Below are 19,041 nucleotides of genomic sequence, written 5' to 3'. Positions count from 1 at the left end.
ATCATTATTATCGTTAGCTCGTTTTCTTGCATCACACAGCCCGCTTCAGCAGCATGGACTTGATGTGTCCAATCGCCTTGGTCGGGTTCAGTCCTTTTGGACATACGTCTACGCAGTTCATGATGCCGTGGCAACGGAACACACTGTAGGCGTCGTCAAGCTCAGCCAGACGCTCTTCAGTCGCGGTATCGCGGCTGTCGATAAGGAAGCGATACGCGTGCAGCAGACCACTTGGACCCACGAACTTGTCGGGGTTCCACCAGAATGATGGACAGGCGGTCGAGCAGCAGGCGCACATGATGCACTCGTACAGACCATCGAGGTGCGCGCGCTCCTCTGGGCTCTGCAGGTGTTCACGGGCAGGCTTCTTCTCGTCGTTGATGAGGTATGGCTTGATCTTCTCGTACTGCTTGTAGAACTGAGACAAGTCTACCACCAGGTCACGTACCACAGGCATGCCGGGCAGTGGGCGGATTTCAATCTTCTTGCCTTTGAAGGTAGAGATAGGCGTGATACAAGCCAGGCCGTTCTTACCGTTCATGTTCATACCGTCCGAACCACACACACCTTCACGGCATGAACGGCGGAACGACAGCGTCGGATCGATTTCTTTCAGCTTCAACAGCGCGTCAAGCACCATCATGTCTGAGCCATCAGGCACTTCGAAGCTGTAATCCTGCATACGTGGCTTGGTATCTACGTCAGGATTGTAACGATAAACTGAAAACTCCAACTTCATCTTCGCAACTCCTTAGTAGGTACGCTTCTTCGGTGGGAAGGCTTCACGGTGCTTGGGTGACATGTTCACTTCGCGCTTGGACATAGCCTCAGTCACGGGGTCGAACAGGCTGTGGCACAGCCAGTTGTCATCATCACGCTCGGTGAAGTCTTCACGGCTGTGAGCACCACGGCTCTCAGTACGGAAGTTAGCGGCGTAAGCAGTGGCGATGGCGGTGGCCATCAGGTTATCCAGCTCCAGGCACTCGATACGCTGAGTGTTGAACTCTTTGGAGTTGTCAGACAGCTTGGCATTTTCCAGACGCTTGCGGATAGCTTGCAGCTGCTCCAGGCCTTCGGCCATGGCTTCACCGGTACGGAACACAGAGAAGTTAAGCTGCATACACATTTGCAGGTCTTTACGGATTTGCGCAGGATCTTCGCCGTCTTTGTTGCTTTCCCAACGGTTCAGACGAGCCAGTGACGCGTCGATGTCCGCATCGGTCGCATCTTTCGGATCGGCAGTCTCGTCCAGCGCCTTACCCAGGTGCTGACCAGCCGCACGGCCGAATACCACCAGGTCGAGCAGCGAGTTACCGCCCAGACGGTTGGCACCGTGAACAGATACGCAGGCGATTTCGCCCACAGCGAACAGACCGACTACATCGGTTTCGCTGCCGTCATCGTTCTTACGGATAACCTGACCGGATACCTTGGTAGGCAGACCACCCATCATATAGTGACAGGTTGGGATCACAGGGATTGGGCCATCGGCCGGATCGATGTGAGCAAAGGTACGTGACAATTCACACACGCCTGGCAGACGGGCTTCCAGGGTTTCTTTACCCAGGTGATCAAGCTTGAGCTTGATGTGTGGACCCATAGGACCATCACAGCCACGGCCTTCACGGATTTCGGTCATCATGGAACGGGCCACTACGTCGCGGGACGCGAGGTCCTTGGCGTTTGGCGCGTAACGCTCCATAAAGCGCTCACCGTCTTTGTTGAGCAGGTATCCACCTTCACCGCGGCAACCTTCGGTTACCAGTACGCCGGCACCGGCAATACCGGTTGGGTGGAACTGCCACATTTCCATGTCCTGCAACTGCACGCCGGCACGGTAGGCCATACCCACACCGTCACCGGTGTTGATGTGCGCGTTGGTAGTAGAAGCATAGATACGGCCTGCACCGCCGGTGGCAAGTACAGTGGCCTTGGCTTTGAAGTAAACGATTTCACCGGATTCGATGTCGATGGCAGTACAGCCAACCACAGCGCCGTCTTCGTTCTTCACCAGATCCAGGGCGTACCACTCAGAGAAAACCTGAGTCTTGTTCTTCACGTTCTGCTGATACAGACAGTGCAGCAGGGCGTGACCGGTACGGTCGGCAGCCGCAGCGGTACGAGCAGCCTGCTCACCACCGAAGTTCTTGGACTGACCGCCGAAAGGACGCTGGTAAATCTTGCCGTTTTCGAAACGGGAGAATGGCAGACCCATGTGCTCCAGCTCGATAATGGCTTCAGGACCGGTTTGACACATATATTCGATAGCGTCCTGGTCACCGATGAAGTCGGAGCCCTTAACGGTATCGTACATGTGATATTCCCAGTTATCCTCGTGGGCATTGCCCAGCGCTACTGTGATACCGCCCTGGGCAGATACAGTGTGCGAACGGGTTGGGAATACTTTTGACAGGAGCGCACAGCTCTTGCCTTCTTTGGAAATCTGCAGCGCAGCGCGCATACCGGCACCGCCGGCACCAATCACGACTGCATCAAATTCGCGAACTGGAATACTCACTTAAACCCCCCACACAATCACAATGCCGGCAGCCAGATATGCAAAGGCAGTCACGACAAAAGTAAACTGTAATACGCCACGCAGCGCTGTGTGCTTGACATAGTCAGTCAGCACTTGCCAGATACCGATCCAGGCGTGGATCAGCAAGGCAATCAGGGCCAGCAGCGTGAAGACTTTCATCGGCAGGGTTGCGAACAGCCCGTGCCAGATTTCATAAGTCAGAGGAGCACTCAGTGCAATAAAGCTCACCAAGAAGATGGTGTAGCACGCCAGAATGACGGCACTGGCACGAAGAAGGATAAAGTCATGGACACCACTGCGTCCGAAACTTGCTGCATTGGTTACCATACCCAGATCCCCGCAATGATTGAAAAGGCAATCGCCAGCACGAATACAGCCTTGGCCGACGCGTTACCAGAGCCCAATTCTTCCCAACGGCCGGTATCCATTACCAGGTGACGGATGCCGCCCAGCAAGTGGTAACCCAGTGCTGTCAGAATGCCCCAGATAACGAACTTCACCAGGAAGTTGTCAAACAGAGCCTGAACGCCTTGGAAGCTCTCGGCAGAGGCCAGTGACGCATGGAGCAACCAAATAAGGATACCCATGGCGAACAGCATGATCACACCGGAGACGCGATGAAGAATGGACACTTTCGCTGTTGCAGGAAAGTGGATGGTTTGCAGATCTAAATGGACAGGTCTTTGCTTTTTCACGTTCTGCTCACTCAGCTCCATTGAGCATTTTATTGTTATGCGAACCGCTTCTGGTCAAACTTTGAACCATGATTTGGGCCATGGCGCGAGTCGTCACAAAAGAAAAAAGTATAGTCGACAGAGCGCTTTGTCAGCAGCCGTTTTTTCATGCAGAGAAAAGGTGCCTAAAGCCTTCTGTAATCAGCCCTTTCGAGCCGCAGCAAGTATACTCGCCGCAAAAGTCAAATACAAACGTCACATTATGCAAATTTAGTTTTTTTGGCCTTTTTCTTGAGTAAGTACTAGTCTTGACAGGGAAATTGGTCAGACCTATACCATGGTCTAAGGAATTTAAACGCTTATTTAAATTGAAATGTGATCCAGATTGCCTGTAAAGTAGTGGCCGTTTGACATGCCGCACTCACCACAAGAATGAAGTAAGGAGAACGGGGTATGGCTGATTTGAAAGCCAAATTGGAATTACCAGGGAACGACTCGATTGAACTGCCTGTTAAACAGGGAAGCGAAGGTTTTGATGTTATCGACATCAGCAAGCTGGGCAGTAAAGGCTATTTCACCTTTGATCCGGGGTTTCTGGCAACAGCTTCCTGTGAATCAGCAATTACCTATATCGACGGCGACAAAGGTATCCTGCTGCACCGCGGATATCCTATCGAGCAACTGGCGGTAGAGTCCAACTATCTGGAACTCTGCTACGCCCTGCTGTACGGCGAACTGCCGAGCAAAGCTAAATACGAAGAATTTGCCCACACAGTGAAGAGCCACACCATGGTTCACGAGCAGCTGGCCTTCTTCTTCCGCGGTTTCCGCCGCGATGCACACCCAATGGCCATGCTGTGTGGCGTGACCGGCGCGCTGTCTGCCTTCTACCAGGACTCCCTGGATGTAAACGACGCCCGCCACCGCGAAATCGCCGCCTATCGTCTGGTATCCAAGATGCCGACACTGGCAGCCATGTGCTACAAGTATTCTATCGGCCAGCCATTCGTGTACCCACGCAATGACTTAAGCTATGCCGGTAACTTCCTGTCGATGATGTTTGCCGTACCTTGCGAAGAGTACAAGGTAAACCCAATCATCGAGCGCGCTATGGATCGTATCTTCATCCTGCACGCTGACCACGAACAGAATGCCTCTACTTCTACTGTGCGTCTGGCCGGCTCCTCCGGTGCCAACCCATTCGCCTGTATCGCAGCCGGTATTGCGTCTCTGTGGGGTCCTGCCCACGGCGGTGCCAACGAAGCCTGTCTGCGCATGCTGGAAGAAATCGGTACTGTTGACCGCATTCCTGAGTTCATTGAACGCGCCAAAGACAAGAATGATCCATTCCGTCTGATGGGCTTCGGTCACCGCGTGTACAAGAACTTCGACCCACGTGCCAAGGTAATGCGTGAAACCTGCCACGAGGTACTGAGCGAGCTTAAAGTGAACGATCCTTTGCTGGACGTTGCCATGGAGCTTGAGCGTATCGCCCTGAATGATGAGTACTTTATCTCCAAGAAGCTCTACCCGAACGTAGACTTCTACTCAGGTATCATCATGAAGGCCATCGGTATCCCAACCAGCATGTTCACCGTGATCTTTGCTCTGGCCCGTACCGTTGGCTGGATCTCTCACTGGAAAGAAATGCTGGATCAGCCTGGTCACAAGATCAGCCGTCCACGTCAGCTGTACACCGGCGAACACAGCCGCGATTATGTCAGCCTGGACAAGCGCTGATAACAAACAGCAACCGTTCTGAAAAAGGCGCCCATGGGCGCCTTTTTTATTTGCCTTACCCCTTGGCGCCAGCGCCAACCCATCATCTTTTGTTGCAATTCCTTCCTTGAACTTACCTTGTTAACAAGCTTTAGTATTTCTCACCACTTGATAAACATTCTCGCCACCTTTGTAGCAAAGCTTAACGGTAACTTAAAACCCTAAATTTTAGCTACTTTATTGTTTTAAATAAGATTTTCACCGTTGGCACGGAAACTGCTTTATACGCTCATCACAGTTAACACTACAGGTAGAACAATGGAAGCCCGTAAAACATTCAAACTCGCCCTGCCCCTGCTCTTTATCGGTATGCTCGCCGCCTGCGGCCAGGAAGAAGTCAAAAAGGAAGAAGAAAAGTACGCAATACCTGTCGAAACCCAGTTGGTGATGCAGGGGAATGTTTCCTCATTTTATTCCACCACCGCCACCCTTGAAGCTCCGGTTGAAGCCCACGTGGTGACCCGCATCGCCGGACTGATTGAAGCCATTCATGTGGAAGAAGGCGACCGGGTGAAGAAGGGCCAACTGCTGGCGGTGATTGACGCCAAGCGTCAGCAATACGATCTCGACCGTTCCGAAGCCGAAGTGCTCATCATTGAGCAAGAGCTGCAGCGGGTGAAGAAAATGAAAAACAAGGAGTTCGTCAGCGCCGACTCCATCGCCAAACTTGAATACAACCTGCAGGCCGCCATCGCCCGTCGCGATCTGGCCCAGCTGCAGGTGAAGGAAAGCCGCATAGTGTCGCCGGTTGACGGCATTGTTGCCAAGCGTAACGTTAAGGCTGGCAATATGGCCAAGGAATTCGAAGAGCTGTTTTACGTGGTGAATCAGGACGAGCTGCACGGCATAGTGCACCTGCCTGAGCAGCAGCTCACCAGTTTGCGCCTCGGTCAACACGCCGATGTTTACGCCAGTGGTCAGAAAAACCAGGCCGTGAATGCCGAAGTGCTGCGCATCAGCCCGGTGGTGGATGCCCAGAGCGGTACCTTTAAAGTCACCCTCAAGGTGCCCAACCAGCATGGCAGCCTCAAAGCCGGTATGTTTACCCGGGTTGAGCTTAAGTACGACACCCACGAAGACGTGATTGCCGTACCCTACAACGCCATTATCAATCAGGATAACAAGCAAACCCTCTATGTGATTAACGACACCACGGCCGAACGCCGTGAAGTACAACTGGGCTACCGCGAAGGCAGCATGGTGGAAGTAACTGCGGGTCTCAAGCCCGGCGAGCAATTGGTGATCCGGGGCCAGCAGAACCTCAAGGACCAATCGCTGGTTGAAGTTATCACCCCACTGGATGTGGCTTCGGCCAAAAAATAAGGAGCCCATCCCATGTCTGTGATCACGACTTCCGTAAAACGGCCGGTCACCGTGTGGATGTTTATGCTGGCGGTGATCCTCTTCGGAATGGTTGGCTTTTCCCGTCTGGCAGTGATGCTGCTGCCGGACTTAAGCTACCCCACCGTCACAATCCGCACCCTCTACGACGGCGCCGCGCCGGTTGAAGTAGAGCAGCTGGTGTCCAAACCCATCGAAGAGTCTGTGGGTGTGGTAAAAGGCCTGCGTAAAATCAGCTCAGTGTCCCGCTCCGGCATGTCCGATGTCATCCTCGAATTTGAATGGGGAACCGATATGGACATGGCAAGCCTGGAGGTGCGCGAAAAGCTCGATATCATAGCGCTGCCATTGGACGTGCAAAAGCCACTGCTGCTGCGCTTTAATCCCAACCTCGACCCCATCATGCGCGTTGCCCTGTCGCTGGAGAATGCCAGTGGCGATGATCTGAAACAGCTGCGTACCTACGCCGATGAAGAGCTCAAGCGTCAGCTCGAAGGTCTGCCCGGCGTTGCTGCCGTACGCCTGTCCGGCGGTCTGGAGCAGGAAGTGCAAATCCTGCTCAATCAGGAACGTCTGGCCCAGCTTGATCTGAGCGCCGAGCAAATTCGCAGCCGGATCGCCGCCGAAAACCTGAACGTGTCGGCCGGTAAAGTGGTTCAGGGCGATAAAGAGTATCTGGTTCGCACCCTTAACCAGTTCAACTCCCTCGAGGAGCTGGGACAGGTGGTAGTGTACAAAAATGGTCAAAGCCTGGTGCGGCTGTTTGAAGTGGCTACCATTATCGACGGCCACAAAGAGCGCAGCGACATCACCCGCATTGGCGATCGCGAGTCTATCGAGCTTGCCATCTACAAAGAAGGCGATGCCAACACTGTGACCGTGGCGAAAAAGCTGAAGCAGGACATAGCGCGCATCAACGGCAAGGAGCCGCTGGCGAAGATGGAAATCATCTATGACCAGTCTGAGTTTATCGAAAGCGCCGTGAGTGAAGTCACCTCCGCCGCGCTGATAGGCTCTGTGCTGGCAATGCTGGTGATTTACCTGTTCCTGCGCGACATCATACCTACCCTGATTATCTCTATATCCATTCCGTTTTCGGTGATAGCCACCTTTAACATGATGTATTTTGCGGATATCAGCCTCAACATCATGTCGCTGGGCGGTATTGCGCTGGCGGTGGGCCTGTTGGTGGATAACGCCATCGTGGTGCTTGAAAACATCGACCGTTATCGCAAGCAGGGCCTGAACCGGATGGATGCGGCCATTAAGGGTACCAAGGAAGTCAGTGGCGCCATTTTTGCCTCTACCCTTACCACGCTGGCGGTGTTTGTGCCGCTGGTGTTTGTAGACGGCATTGCCGGCGCCCTCTTCTCAGATCAGGCACTGACAGTAACCTTTGCCCTGCTGGCGTCACTGCTGGTTGCTCTGACCTCCATTCCCATGCTGGCATCCCGCGAAGGCTTTAAAGCCCTGCCACCGTTTTTGGATAAAACGCCCAAAGCCAAGCCCGAAGGCAAAATGGGTAAGCTCAAGCATTACAGTGCCACTGTGTTCAGTTTCCCGTTTGTTCTGCTGTTCAAGTGGGTACCGGCCATGCTGCTGACCCTGGCGCTGATGCTGACCCGTTTGCTGTCCTGGCTTGCTGGCCTGGTGATGCGGCCACTGTCGTCACTGTTTAACCTGGGTTACCGCGCGCTGGAGGCCATTTATCACCCGCTGTTGGCTGGCGCCCTTAAGGCACGGGTGCTGACCTTGGTGGTGGCCCTTGGCGTGACCGCCAGTGCCGGTTTGCTGCTGCCACGCCTTGGCATGGAGCTTATCCCCAACATGGATCAGGGCGAGTTTTACGTGGAAGTGCTGCTGCCTCCCGGCACCGAAGTGAGCGAGACTGACCGGGTGCTGCAGTATCTGGCCCACGCCATCAAGGACATGCCGGAAGTCAAACACGCCTACAGCCAGGCTGGCAGTGGCGGCCTGATGACGTCGGATGTAAGCCGCGGCGGTGAGAACTGGGGCCGTTTGCAGGTGGTGCTTAAGGATCATGGCGCCTTTGAGGTGGTCAGCGACAGACTGCGCAGTCAAATTCAGCGCATTCCAGAGCTGGAAGCCAAGCTTAAGTTCCCTGAACTCTTCAGCTTCCGCACCCCACTTGAAATCGAACTGCGCGGCTACGAACTTGGCCTGCTCAAGCAAAGCGCCGATACCCTGGTGCGTGCGCTGAGCGAGTCTGATCGCTTTACCGATATCAACACCAGCCTGCGTGACGGCCAGCCGGAGCTTGCCATTCACTTCGACACCAACCGTCTGGCTGCCCTCGGTCTGGATGCGCCCACAGTAGCCAACCGTATCGCCCAGCGCATCGGCGGCACTGTGGCGAGCAAGTACAGCCTGCGCGACCGTAAAATCGATATTCTGGTGCGTGCCGAAGAAGAGGAGCGCGATCAGGTCAGTGATATCGCCAATATGATTATCAACCCCGATGCGACCACGCCTATCCCGCTGTCAGCGGTGGCGGAAGTGACCCTGGAGCTTGGCCCCTCGGCCATTAACCGCATCAGCCAGCAACGGGTGGCGATTGTGTCTGCCAACCTCGCCTACGGCGATTTGGCTGAAGCTGTCACCGAAGCCCGCAGCATTCTTGCCAGCCAGCAACTGCCCGCCTCGGTGCAGGCGGAATTTGGCGGTCAGAATGAAGAGATGGAGCATTCGTTCCAGTCGCTGAAGATTGCACTCATCCTCGCGGTATTCCTGGTGTATCTGGTGATGGCCAGTCAGTTTGAGTCCTTCCTGCATCCGCTGCTTATCCTGTTCGCCGTGCCCATGGCAGTCAGCGGCAGCGTGTTTGGCCTGTATCTCACCGGCACCCATGTGTCTGTGGTGGTGTTTATCGGCCTTATCATGTTGGCGGGGATTGTGGTGAACAACGCCATCGTGCTGATTGACCGCATTAATCAGCTGCGGGAAGAAGGCATGGACAAGCTGGATGCCATTACCGAGGCGGCCAAATCACGTTTGCGCCCCATTATGATGACTACCCTGACCACAGTGCTTGGCCTGTTGCCAATGGCCATGGGCCTTGGCGATGGCAGTGAAGTACGTGCGCCCATGGCTATCACGGTGATTTTCGGTCTGGCGCTGTCGACCCTGCTGACACTGGTGCTTATTCCTGTGCTCTATGCGCTGTTTGACAGAAAAGCCTTTGTGCCCAAAGCGCCACTGGATGGAGATATGGCCTGATGACAATCACTAAACTGGCGGTGCGCCGCCCTGTCACCACGGTCATGGCGTTTGTGGCCATACTGCTGTTCGGTATGGCCTCCAGCCGCCTGCTGCCGCTGGAGCTGTTCCCCGGCATCGACATTCCCCAAATCATGGTGCAGGTGCCCTACAAGGGCTCCACTCCTGCCGAAGTGGAAAGAGACATCACCCGGGTACTGGAAGAGTCACTCGCCACCATGAGTGGCATCGAGGAGATGACCTCTGAATCGAGCCAGGATGGCGCCTTTATCAGCCTGGATATGAAGTGGGGCGAGAACGTCGCCACCAAGAGTCTGGAAGCCCGTGAAAAGGTGGACGCGGTGCGCCACCTGCTGCCCAAGGATGTGGAGCGGGTGTTTATTCAGCAGTTCTCCACCTCTGACATGCCGATTTTCAACCTGCGTATTTCCAGCGACCGCGAGCTTTCCGGTGCTTACGATCTGCTGGAAAAGCAGCTGCGTCAGCCGCTTGAGCGGGTTGATGGCGTATCTCAGGTAACCCTGTACGGGGTTGAGCAAAAGCAGATAAGTATCCGTGTCGATGCCGACAGGCTGTCCGCCTCGGGCATTTCTGCCGCCGAGCTCAATCGCCGTCTGCAGGCCGAAAACTTCGTGCTTACCGGTGGAGTGCTGCGTCAGCAAGGCTCTGTATATCAGGTGTCACCCAAGGGCGAATTCCGCTCGCTGGAAGAAATTGAGGCCATAGTGCTCAAGCGCGGCCTGCGTCTGGGTGATATTGCCACAGTGCAGTACGAACTGCCCGAGCGTATCGAGGGGCGCCATCTGGATCAGCGCTATGCAGTGGGTCTGGACGTCTTTAAAGAATCCGGTGCCAACCTGGTGGAGGTCTCCAGCCGGGTGATGCGGGTGATTGAAGAGGTGAAAGCCGACAAGCAGTTTAGCGGCATTAAGCTTTTTATCATGGAAGATCAGGCCGAAGGCGTTAAGTCCTCGCTGTGGGATCTGATGATGGCTGGTCTGATTGGTGCCCTGCTCTCCTTTGCGGTGCTCTACCTGTTCCTGCGCAACATCGGCATGACGCTGATTGTGGTCTCGTCTGTGCCCATCTCCATTTGCATGACGCTGGCAGCCATGTACTTCCTCGGTTACAGCCTCAACATTCTGTCGATGATGGGGCTGCTGCTGGCCGTGGGTATGCTGATTGACAACGCCGTGGTGGTGACCGAGAGCGTATTGCAGGAGAAGCAAAAAGAGCAGCATGAAACCAAAGACAAGGCCGTACTGGCCGGGGTCGACAAAGTCGCGCTGGCGGTGCTGGCCGGAACCCTGACCACCGCCATTGTGTTCTTCCCCAATATTTTTGGTGCCAAGGTACAGCTCACCATCTTCCTTGAGCACGTGGCCATTGCCATCTGTATCTCGCTGGGTGCATCGCTGCTGGTTGCCAAAACCCTGATCCCACTGATGCTGACCCATGTGCATATTCATCACGAGGACAAACTCAACAAGTCTGCGGTGCAACGCTTTTATGAGAAGTCTCTTGGCTGGGTGCTGCATCATCCCAAGTGGAGCACCGCCATTGCGCTGCTGATGCTGGCCTCTACCGCCCTGCCCATCAGCATGGTGAAGCAGGATCAGGAAGACGGCTCCAACAAGCAGCGGGTGTTTATCAACTACCAGATTGAAGGCCGTCACTCCCTGGGGGTAACCGAAGCTGTGGTGTCCGAAATGGAAGCCTACCTGTACGCCCATCAGGAAGAGTTCTTTATCGATTCGGTTTACAGCTACTACAACCCCGAACGGGCAAGCTCCACAGTGCTGTTCAAAAAAGGCGCCGAGTTCGATTTGGAAGCGCTGAAAAAGACCATGCGCGAAGGCTTCCCCAAGTTCTCAATCGCCAAGCCACAATTTGGCTGGAGCAACGACCGTCAGGGCATTCGCATTACCCTCACCGGCCGTTCAACCACTGAGCTGATCCGCCTGAGCGAAGAAGTGATCCCCATGATCTCCGCCATCGAAGGGCTGGAAGATGTGAACTCTGAGGTCAACGGCGCCCAGCAGGAAGTGCTGGTCAAGGTGAACCGTGAAATGGCAGCGCGTCTGGGCACCCAGGCCGGTGACATCGCCCGCAGCATTGCCACCGCCCTGCGCGGTCAGATGCTCAGAAGTTTTCGTCACGATCCCAGTGGTGAAATCCGCATCGAGCTTGCCTACGACAAATCCTGGCAGCAGTCGCTTGAGCGCCTGAAACAGCTGCCGGTGCTGCGAATTGGCGAGCAGGTCTACAGCCTCTCAAGCCTGGCCGAAGTGGAAATCGTGCCGCGCTTCGATACCATCCGCCACTATAACCGCAAGACCTCGCTGTCGATTGGCGCCAATCTCGAAGGCATCACCACCGAAGAGGCACAGGAGAAGATCAATCAGGCCATGAGCCATATGAACTTCCCCCACGGTTATGCCTATTCGCTGCGCGGTGGTTTCGAGCGTCAGGACGAAGATCAGCAATTGATGGTAGTGAACATGCTGCTGGCGGTCGCGATGATTTATATCGTGATGGCGGCGCTGTTCGAGTCGCTGTTGCTGCCTTCCGCCATCATTACCTCCATCCTGTTCTCCATCACAGGGGTGTTCTGGGCCCTGTGGCTTACCGGCACACCCAACGGCATTATGGCCATGATTGGCATATTGATTTTGATGGGGATTGTGGTGAACAACGGCATTGTGTTGGTTGACCAAATCAACCAGATGACGCCTGAGTTGGATGAACTGTCAGCGACCATACACGCGGTGTGTGTCACCCGTCTGCGGCCGGTGCTGATGACGGTGGGTACCACTGTGCTGGGGTTGGTTCCGCTGGCCATGGGCGACACCCAGATTGGCGGCGGTGGCCCACCTTACTACCCCATGGCCATTGCCATCATAGGTGGTTTGAGCTTCTCCACCCTGACCAGTCTGTATCTGGTGCCCCTGTGTTATCAGGCGCTGTATCGGTTAAGACACAGATCGGCCCAGGGCCTGTGGATGGCAGACAAGCGCGCAAATCGCTTCTTGCCCTGGCTGGCAAAATAACCAAATATAGTGCAAAGACAGAAACAAAGACCGCCGTAACGCGGTCTTTGGCTTATGAGGTAAAAACAAAAACTACACGGCTCCCCGTAAGGAAAAGGATAACAAGATGAACAAGTCCCCTCGCCTGCACACACTCTGGCTGCCATCGCTGTTGGCGCTGTCGTTTCTGTCCCAGGCCGCCGACGATGACAGGTTTGCCAAGGTCGACATCAAGAGCACCCATCTCAATGCCAGTGCCTGGTTATTTGAAGGCGCCGGCGGCAATATCGGCGTCAGCAGTGGCGATGATGGCATTTTGATTATCGACGATCAGTTTGCGCCGCTGGCCGGTAAAATCACCGCCGCACTTGCGGCCACCCCGGGGGCCAAAACCTCCGCAATGCCCAGATATATCATCAACACCCATTACCATGGTGACCATACCGGTGGAAACGGCCACTTCGGCTTGCAGGGCACCATTATGGCCCATGACAATGTGCTGAAAAGGCTGCAAAGTGACGACAAGACCGCCGCTGCGGCGCTGCCGGTCATCACCTATGAGCAGGGCATCAATATTCATTTCAACGGCGACACCCTCAAGGTGGTGCACCTTGGCCCAGGTCATACCGATGGCGACAGTGTGGTGTTCTGGCAAAATGCCAATGTGGTCCACATGGGTGACCTGTTTTTTAAAGACCGCTTTCCCTACATCGACCTCGATGCCGGTGGCTCTGTGATTGGTTATCGCGACAATGTGGCGGCGGTGCTGGCAATGATTGATGATAAGACCCAGGTCATTCCCGGCCACGGCGAGCTTGCGTCCAAAACCGATTTGCTGCGCTTCAAACACATGCTGGATGCCAGTATCAACTGGGCCAATGCCGCAAAAGAGCAAGGCAAAACCCTGGAACAAATGACCGGCGAAGGCATTCCCGATTATGACAGCTGGAGCTGGCAGTTTATCGACGAAAAGAAGTGGATTGCGACCCTGCATAAGGGGCTTGGCGGCTAAGCGCGCCAAGGTTCAACTCAACCGCAAGGAGGCACAGACATGAAGATAACCGTGGAAACCCATATCCAGGCGCCGCTCACCCGGGTATGGCAAGCCTGGATAACCCCAGCCGACATAGTGCAGTGGAACTTCGCCCACGAGAGCTGGTGTTGCCCTGCAGCCCGGCTGGATTTGCACCCCGAAGGCCAATTCAGCTATCGCATGGAAGCAAGGGACGGCTCGGGCGGTTTCGACTTCAATGGCCGCTTCACCGAAGTGATGCCCTGTGAGTCACTGCGTTTTGTTATAGAAGATGGCCGAGAAGTGAGCGTCTGCTTTAAGGAAACCGACAGCGGTGTGCTGGTAAGCGAAACCTTTGAAACCGAAGATGAGCACAGCGCAGAAATGCAACGGCAAGGCTGGCAGGCGATACTGGATAACTTCAAACGTCATGTCGAGGCAAACGGCATGTCAAGTCAGGAGCCTGAATGGAAACCCTGAGAGGCGGCTGTCACTGCGGCCATATTCGATATGAAATCAGTGGCATGCCTTTCGATGCCGATTACTGCCACTGCCGTGATTGCCATAAAATCACCGGCGCGCCTGTGAGTGCCTGGGTGGATGTCAAAACAGCGCAGCTAAGCTGGCCTGGCGCCAAACCCAAAGAGTATGCCTCGTCCGCGACTATCCGTCGCGGTTTTTGCCCCGAGTGTGGCAGCACCTTGAGTTATCGAAGTACCGCCCACCCTGACTATTTCACCCTGGCGATTGGCTCACTGGACGACCCGGCGCTGATGGCGCCCAAATATCATATCTACACCAAGGACGCACCGTCCTGGCTGGTGATAGATGACCACAGCCCACGTTACCCCGGCCCACGCAGCGAAACATCAAACTAGCAAACCCTGAGCGCGAGTGGCGCTGGCGCTGGCGTTTACGACTTGGAAATACCGGCAGTGAGGTTAAAGCGCATCGCCTCTTCAAAACTCCAGTTAACCGGCACCAAATCTTCCCGGCGCACCAGGGTGGTGACCCCCGCCATTTGATAGGACAGCTGAAACAGCACAGGCACCCAATCGCCATCACCCAGGGCGTCGGTAATGGGCTCCGGTGCCTTGTCGGTCATGATAAAGCCCACCACATAGCCGCCGTTGGCCTGCTTCACCAGCACCACCTGCTGATCCTTGGGCTTGCCATCACGGTTCATCAGCGACGCTATATCGCGAATACTGCCATAGACAGATTTAAACAGCGGAAAGCGCATCAAGGCACGCTCGACCTTGCCCCACAGCCATACGATGGGGCTGACGGAAAACAACAGCCCTGCAGCAAACACCAGCGCTATCACCAGCATAAAGCCTTCGCCGATAAACAGCCGTGGCAATCCCACCAGCTCCAGCAGCAATCGACCCAGTTCATCCAGGGAGACAAACAGCGACCAAAACAGCCACAGGCTCAGCGCCATCGGCAGTACATTCATCAGACCCCGGGTCAGTGTGGTTTTCATGTGTTCCTCGAAAAAGTCTCTGCAAAAAATGGCCGCAAAAAAGCCCGGCTGACGGGCTGATGAGCCGTTATGGTAGCACAGTGGATCGCGCTTTTATCAGCACTCTGTTATAAGAACTCATCTATCACAAATTGCCGGTAACAGCCCTGCTATCCTGTTGTTACTGCAAGCGCTTTTTAGGGGGAAGAATGCGAGTCACCATGTTGGATCATCTGGTCTTGACGGTTGCCGATATAGACACCAGCTGCGCCTTTTACAGCAAGGTGCTGGGCATGCGGCATCAGGTGTTTACCGCCACCGACGGCAGTGCGCGTCATGCGCTGTACTTTGGCGATCAGAAAATCAACCTGCATCAATTGGGGCAGGAATTTAAGCCCAACGCCAAGGCTGCCGCCACTGGCACCGCGGATTTGTGCTTTTTGGTGTCAGAGCCGATTGACGGCGTCATAGCGCATTTAACCGGGCTGGGTCTTGCCATCGAAGCCGGACCTGTTGCCCGCAGCGGCGCCACCGGCGCCCTAGATTCAGTGTATATTCGCGACCCGGATGGCAATTTGATTGAGCTCTCCCGCTACCGGGTGAGCTAAGGAAGGTGCGAATAAGTCCCGTGCTTGCGTAAAGAGCTAACCTGTGTGCAGCGGGCGATGCGTCGCCATAAAAAAGGGGCCACTAAGGCCCCTTTTTCACTAACATAAACTCAGCGATTGATGTCTTTTTCCATGTCCTCGTAGGAGGTATGGCGCACATCTTTACCTTTCACGTAGTAGATGATGTATTCACAAATGTTCTTGCAGCGATCCCCGACCCGCTCAACGGCGCGGGCGGCCCAGAGCACATCGAGCACGCCGGGGATGGAGCGCGGATCTTCCATCATGTAGGTCATCAGCTGACGGATAATGCCCTCGTATTCCTTGTCCAGACGCGCATCTTCTCGGTGCAGTTCAAGGGCCGATTCCACATCCATCCGTGCCAGTGCATCCAGGGTCGCGTGCAGCATGCGGGTTGCATGACGGCCCATGGATTCGATGCTCACCAGCAGCGGTTGCTGGTTGTTGTTGCGCTTCTCAAGGGCGGCTTTGGCGATACGCACACAGGCATCACCAATGCGCTCGAGGTCAGCGATGGTCTTGGAGATGGCAATAATCAGACGCAAATCGCTCGCCGCCGGCTGACGCTTGGCGATGATGCGGGTGCACTCTTCATCGATGGCCACTTCCATGCCATTGACCTTGTGGTCGCCGTCAATCACCTTTTGAGCAAGCTCGGCATCCAGGCCACCCAGGGCGTCCAGCGCCTGCTCCAGCTGGCGTTCAACCAGGCCACCCATGGCCAGAACGCGGTTACGGATATCGTCCAGCTCGGCATTGAACTGGCCGGAAATGTGCTTATTGGTACTCAGTTTATCCATGAGAATTCAGCTGCCTCTTGCTGTTAACCGTAACGGCCGGTGATGTAGTCTTCCGTCTTGCGCTGGGACGGCGTGGTAAAGATGGTGTTGGTGTCGGCGTATTCCACCAGTTCGCCCATGTACATAAAGGCGGTCTGATCCGACACCCGCGCGGCCTGCTGCATGTTGTGGGTTACGATAACCACTGTGTACTTGGTCTTAAGCTCGGTGATGAGCTCTTCGATGGTCAGGGTGGAGATAGGGTCCAGCGCCGAGGTTGGTTCGTCCAGCAGCAAAACTTCCGGCTCAATGGCAATGGCACGGGCAATTACCAGACGCTGCTGCTGACCACCGGACAGGCCGAAGGCGTTGTCGTGCAGACGGTCTTTCACTTCATCCCAAATCGCTGCGCCGCGCAAGGAGCGCTCACAGGCCTCATCCAGCTCACGGCGGTTATTGATACCCTGCAGGCGCAGGCCATAGACCACGTTTTCGTAGATGGACTTGGGGAACGGATTGGGGCGCTGGAACACCATGCCGACGTTACGACGCAGCGCTGCCACATCCACGGCTTTGTCGTAGATGTTCTGGCCATGCAGGCGGATTTCGCCGCTGATGTTGCAGTTGTCCACCAGATCGTTCATGCGATTGATGCAACGCAGCAGGGTCGACTTACCACAGCCGCTGGGGCCGATAAAGGCGGTGACCCGCTTCTTGGGGATCTTCATCGACACATCAAACAGCGCCTGCTTGGTGCCATAGTGCAAATTCAGGTTGTGGATCTCCAGAGCCGTTTCCGACGCGGGCAGATTTTCCAGATCCAGGGCTTCGGTTTTCATTACTGAGCTGTCTATCGAAATCATATTCTGTACCAATTTTCAGGATAATCGCCGGATTATCAATGCTCAAGGGAGCGGTATTTCTCACGCAGGTGATTACGTACACTGATGGCGGTCAAATTGAGCGCCACAATCACGGAAACCAGCAGGAAGGAGGTGGCATACACCAGCGGGCGCGCCGCCTCCACGTTGGGGCTCTGGAAGCCCACGTCGTAAATATGGAAACCCAGGTGCATGAACTTACGGTCCAGGTGCACAAAGGGGAAATTCATGTCAACTGGCAAGGTTGGCGCAAGCTTCACCACACCCACCAGCATCAGCGGCGCCACTTCACCGGCGGCGCGGGCCACTGCCAAAATCAGACCTGTCATAATCGCCGGACTTGCCATAGGGATAACAATCCGCCACAGGGTTTCGGCCTTGGTGGCACCGAGGGCCAGACTGCCCTGACGCACGGCGCTGGGGATGCGTGACAGGCCTTCTTCGGTAGACACAATCACCACCGGCAGAGTCAGGATGGCAAGCGTCAGTGCCGACCAAATCACCCCGGGTGAGCCAAAGGTAGGCGATGGCAGCGCTTCGGGGTAGAACAGCTGGTCGATGGAGCCACCGAGCATGTACACAAAGAAGCCCAGACCGAACACACCGTACACAATGGATGGCACACCGGCTAAGTTAATCACCGCAATGCGGATCATCTTGGTCAGCGGGCCTTTCTTGGCATATTCATGCATGTAAATGGCAGCAATCACGCCGAATGGGGTCACAATCACCGCCATCAGCAGCACCATAAATACGGTACCGAAAATCGCCGGGAATACACCGCCCTCGGTGTTGGCTTCGCGGGGATCGGCGCTGATAAAGTTAGCCACACCGCTGAACCAGTGCCCTACCTTGCCCATAAAACCGAGACGGTTGGCGTAGGTAACGTCCAGCACGCTGTCGAGCTTGAGCACCACTTCTTCGCCGCGCATATCGCGCACAATCACGCTGTCACGGCCTGCTTCATCGCGCAGGGCAAACAGTTCTTTTTCCAGCACCAGGTAGTCGGCTTCAAGCTTCTTACGGGCCGAGGCAAATTCCTGCTTCTTACTGTCGGTCAGCTCACCGTCGAGTTCGGCGCGGCGCTCTTTAAGACGCAGACGCTCAAGCTCGTAGTTAATGGCGCCAATATCGCGCTTTTGCAGCGCGGTGGCACGGTCACTGATTTCAACGGCGCGCTCAATGTGCTCTTCCAGCGAATGCTGCACATCGGTGAGCTCCAGACGCTTACCGTCTTCAATCACAGCAACAGGATAACCGTAGAAGTTACCGTTTTTGCTGCGTTCAAGCCTCGCCAGCCCTTCTGGGGTATCGCGGGAAACAATGTCAGTTGCCAGCACCCAGCGGAAATCCAGCCCTACAAACTCACGGTTACCGGTCTTCACCAGATAGCGGGTCACAAACTCGCCGGGATGCTCGGCAAACTCTACACCGGCGGTGATCAGGCGCTCTGTTGGCACCTGTTCACTGTCGTAGATTTCACCAATCAGGGTAGACTCAACGCCCTTGGCATCACGCAGCTGCCACTGATAGATATCGGCAGGCCAGAAGTAGGACAGACCACGCCAGGCGATGAGCAGCAGCAGACCCAGTACCGCTATAAGACTGAGGCTCACCGCGCCGCCTGTCATCCAAATCCAGGGGGAACCCGATTTAAACCACTTACCCATAGTGCT

Annotated in this window: 16 protein-coding genes; 8 read left to right on the top strand and 8 right to left on the bottom strand. The window is 55.3% G+C overall.

Annotated features, from left to right (window positions below; all coding sequences use genetic code 11):
- Positions 1-31 precede the first annotated feature (31 nt).
- From STH12_RS05235 to sdhC, 4 genes are read right to left on the bottom strand one after another with little or no spacing between them, the layout of a single operon-like run.
- Positions 32-739 carry a succinate dehydrogenase iron-sulfur subunit gene (locus STH12_RS05235; protein ID WP_126166581.1) on the bottom strand — a complete coding sequence of 236 codons (708 nt, stop codon included), beginning with the start codon at positions 737-739 and terminating at the stop codon, positions 32-34.
- Positions 740-751: 12 nt separating this feature from the next.
- Entirely contained in the window at positions 752-2,518 is a 1,767-nt protein-coding gene (gene sdhA, locus STH12_RS05230) for a succinate dehydrogenase flavoprotein subunit (RefSeq protein ID WP_126166580.1), read from the bottom strand.
- On the bottom strand, positions 2,519-2,866 hold the full coding sequence (gene sdhD, locus STH12_RS05225) for a succinate dehydrogenase, hydrophobic membrane anchor protein (protein ID WP_126166579.1): 348 nt from the start codon (positions 2,864-2,866) through the stop codon (positions 2,519-2,521).
- On the bottom strand, positions 2,860-3,255 hold the full coding sequence (sdhC, locus tag STH12_RS05220; protein WP_126166578.1) for a succinate dehydrogenase, cytochrome b556 subunit: 396 nt from the start codon (positions 3,253-3,255) through the stop codon (positions 2,860-2,862). The genes sdhD and sdhC overlap by 7 nt, the downstream gene beginning before the upstream one ends.
- A gap of 411 nt (positions 3,256-3,666) precedes the next feature.
- On the opposite strand from sdhC, the gene STH12_RS05215 reads away from it, so the two are divergent.
- The 7 genes from STH12_RS05215 (at position 3,667) to STH12_RS05185 (ending at position 14,489) form a co-directional block, all read left to right on the top strand.
- Complete coding sequence (locus STH12_RS05215; RefSeq protein ID WP_126166577.1) at positions 3,667-4,953, top strand: citrate synthase; 1,287 nt, start codon at positions 3,667-3,669, stop codon at positions 4,951-4,953.
- Between the two features lie 297 nt (positions 4,954-5,250).
- Positions 5,251-6,315, top strand: coding sequence for an efflux RND transporter periplasmic adaptor subunit (locus STH12_RS05210; RefSeq protein ID WP_126166576.1), 1,065 nt, complete (start codon positions 5,251-5,253; stop codon positions 6,313-6,315).
- A gap of 12 nt (positions 6,316-6,327) precedes the next feature.
- Positions 6,328-9,570: an efflux RND transporter permease subunit gene (locus STH12_RS05205; protein WP_126166575.1), complete on the top strand. Its 3,243-nt coding sequence runs from the start codon at positions 6,328-6,330 to the stop codon at positions 9,568-9,570.
- Positions 9,570-12,620: an efflux RND transporter permease subunit gene (locus tag STH12_RS05200; RefSeq protein WP_126166574.1), complete on the top strand. Its 3,051-nt coding sequence runs from the start codon at positions 9,570-9,572 to the stop codon at positions 12,618-12,620. The genes STH12_RS05205 and STH12_RS05200 overlap by 1 nt, the downstream gene beginning before the upstream one ends.
- A 106-nt stretch (positions 12,621-12,726) precedes the next feature.
- Positions 12,727-13,611: an MBL fold metallo-hydrolase gene (locus STH12_RS05195; protein WP_126166573.1), complete on the top strand. Its 885-nt coding sequence runs from the start codon at positions 12,727-12,729 to the stop codon at positions 13,609-13,611.
- Positions 13,612-13,650: 39 nt separating this feature from the next.
- Complete coding sequence (locus STH12_RS05190) at positions 13,651-14,091, top strand: SRPBCC family protein (RefSeq protein ID WP_126166572.1); 441 nt, start codon at positions 13,651-13,653, stop codon at positions 14,089-14,091.
- Positions 14,079-14,489: a GFA family protein gene (locus tag STH12_RS05185; RefSeq protein ID WP_126166571.1), complete on the top strand. Its 411-nt coding sequence runs from the start codon at positions 14,079-14,081 to the stop codon at positions 14,487-14,489. Before STH12_RS05190 ends, STH12_RS05185 begins: the two co-directional genes overlap by 13 nt.
- A gap of 35 nt (positions 14,490-14,524) precedes the next feature.
- Here the strand turns inward: STH12_RS05185 and STH12_RS05180 are convergent, their stop codons facing one another.
- Positions 14,525-15,097, bottom strand: coding sequence for a DUF502 domain-containing protein (locus tag STH12_RS05180; RefSeq protein WP_126166570.1), 573 nt, complete (start codon positions 15,095-15,097; stop codon positions 14,525-14,527).
- A gap of 188 nt (positions 15,098-15,285) precedes the next feature.
- On the opposite strand from STH12_RS05180, the gene STH12_RS05175 reads away from it, so the two are divergent.
- A complete protein-coding gene (locus STH12_RS05175; RefSeq protein ID WP_126166569.1) occupies positions 15,286-15,684 on the top strand; it encodes a VOC family protein in 399 nt (132 codons plus the stop codon).
- Positions 15,685-15,794: 110 nt separating this feature from the next.
- Here the strand turns inward: STH12_RS05175 and phoU are convergent, their stop codons facing one another.
- From phoU to pstA, 3 genes are read right to left on the bottom strand one after another with little or no spacing between them, the layout of a single operon-like run.
- Positions 15,795-16,505, bottom strand: a complete 711-nt coding sequence (gene phoU / locus STH12_RS05170; protein ID WP_126166568.1) for a phosphate signaling complex protein PhoU — start codon at positions 16,503-16,505, stop codon at positions 15,795-15,797.
- Between the two features lie 23 nt (positions 16,506-16,528).
- Complete coding sequence (gene pstB, locus STH12_RS05165) at positions 16,529-17,347, bottom strand: phosphate ABC transporter ATP-binding protein PstB (RefSeq protein WP_126166567.1); 819 nt, start codon at positions 17,345-17,347, stop codon at positions 16,529-16,531.
- A gap of 35 nt (positions 17,348-17,382) precedes the next feature.
- Positions 17,383-19,035: a phosphate ABC transporter permease PstA gene (pstA, locus tag STH12_RS05160; RefSeq protein ID WP_126166566.1), complete on the bottom strand. Its 1,653-nt coding sequence runs from the start codon at positions 19,033-19,035 to the stop codon at positions 17,383-17,385.
- Between the last annotated feature and the right edge of the window lie 6 nt (positions 19,036-19,041).

The sequence above is a fragment of the Shewanella khirikhana genome (assembly GCF_003957745.1).
GTDB lineage: Bacteria > Pseudomonadota > Gammaproteobacteria > Enterobacterales > Shewanellaceae > Shewanella > Shewanella khirikhana.
The sequence above is the reverse complement of the archived record's forward strand: the minus strand, read 5'-3'. Positions and strand labels throughout refer to the sequence as shown.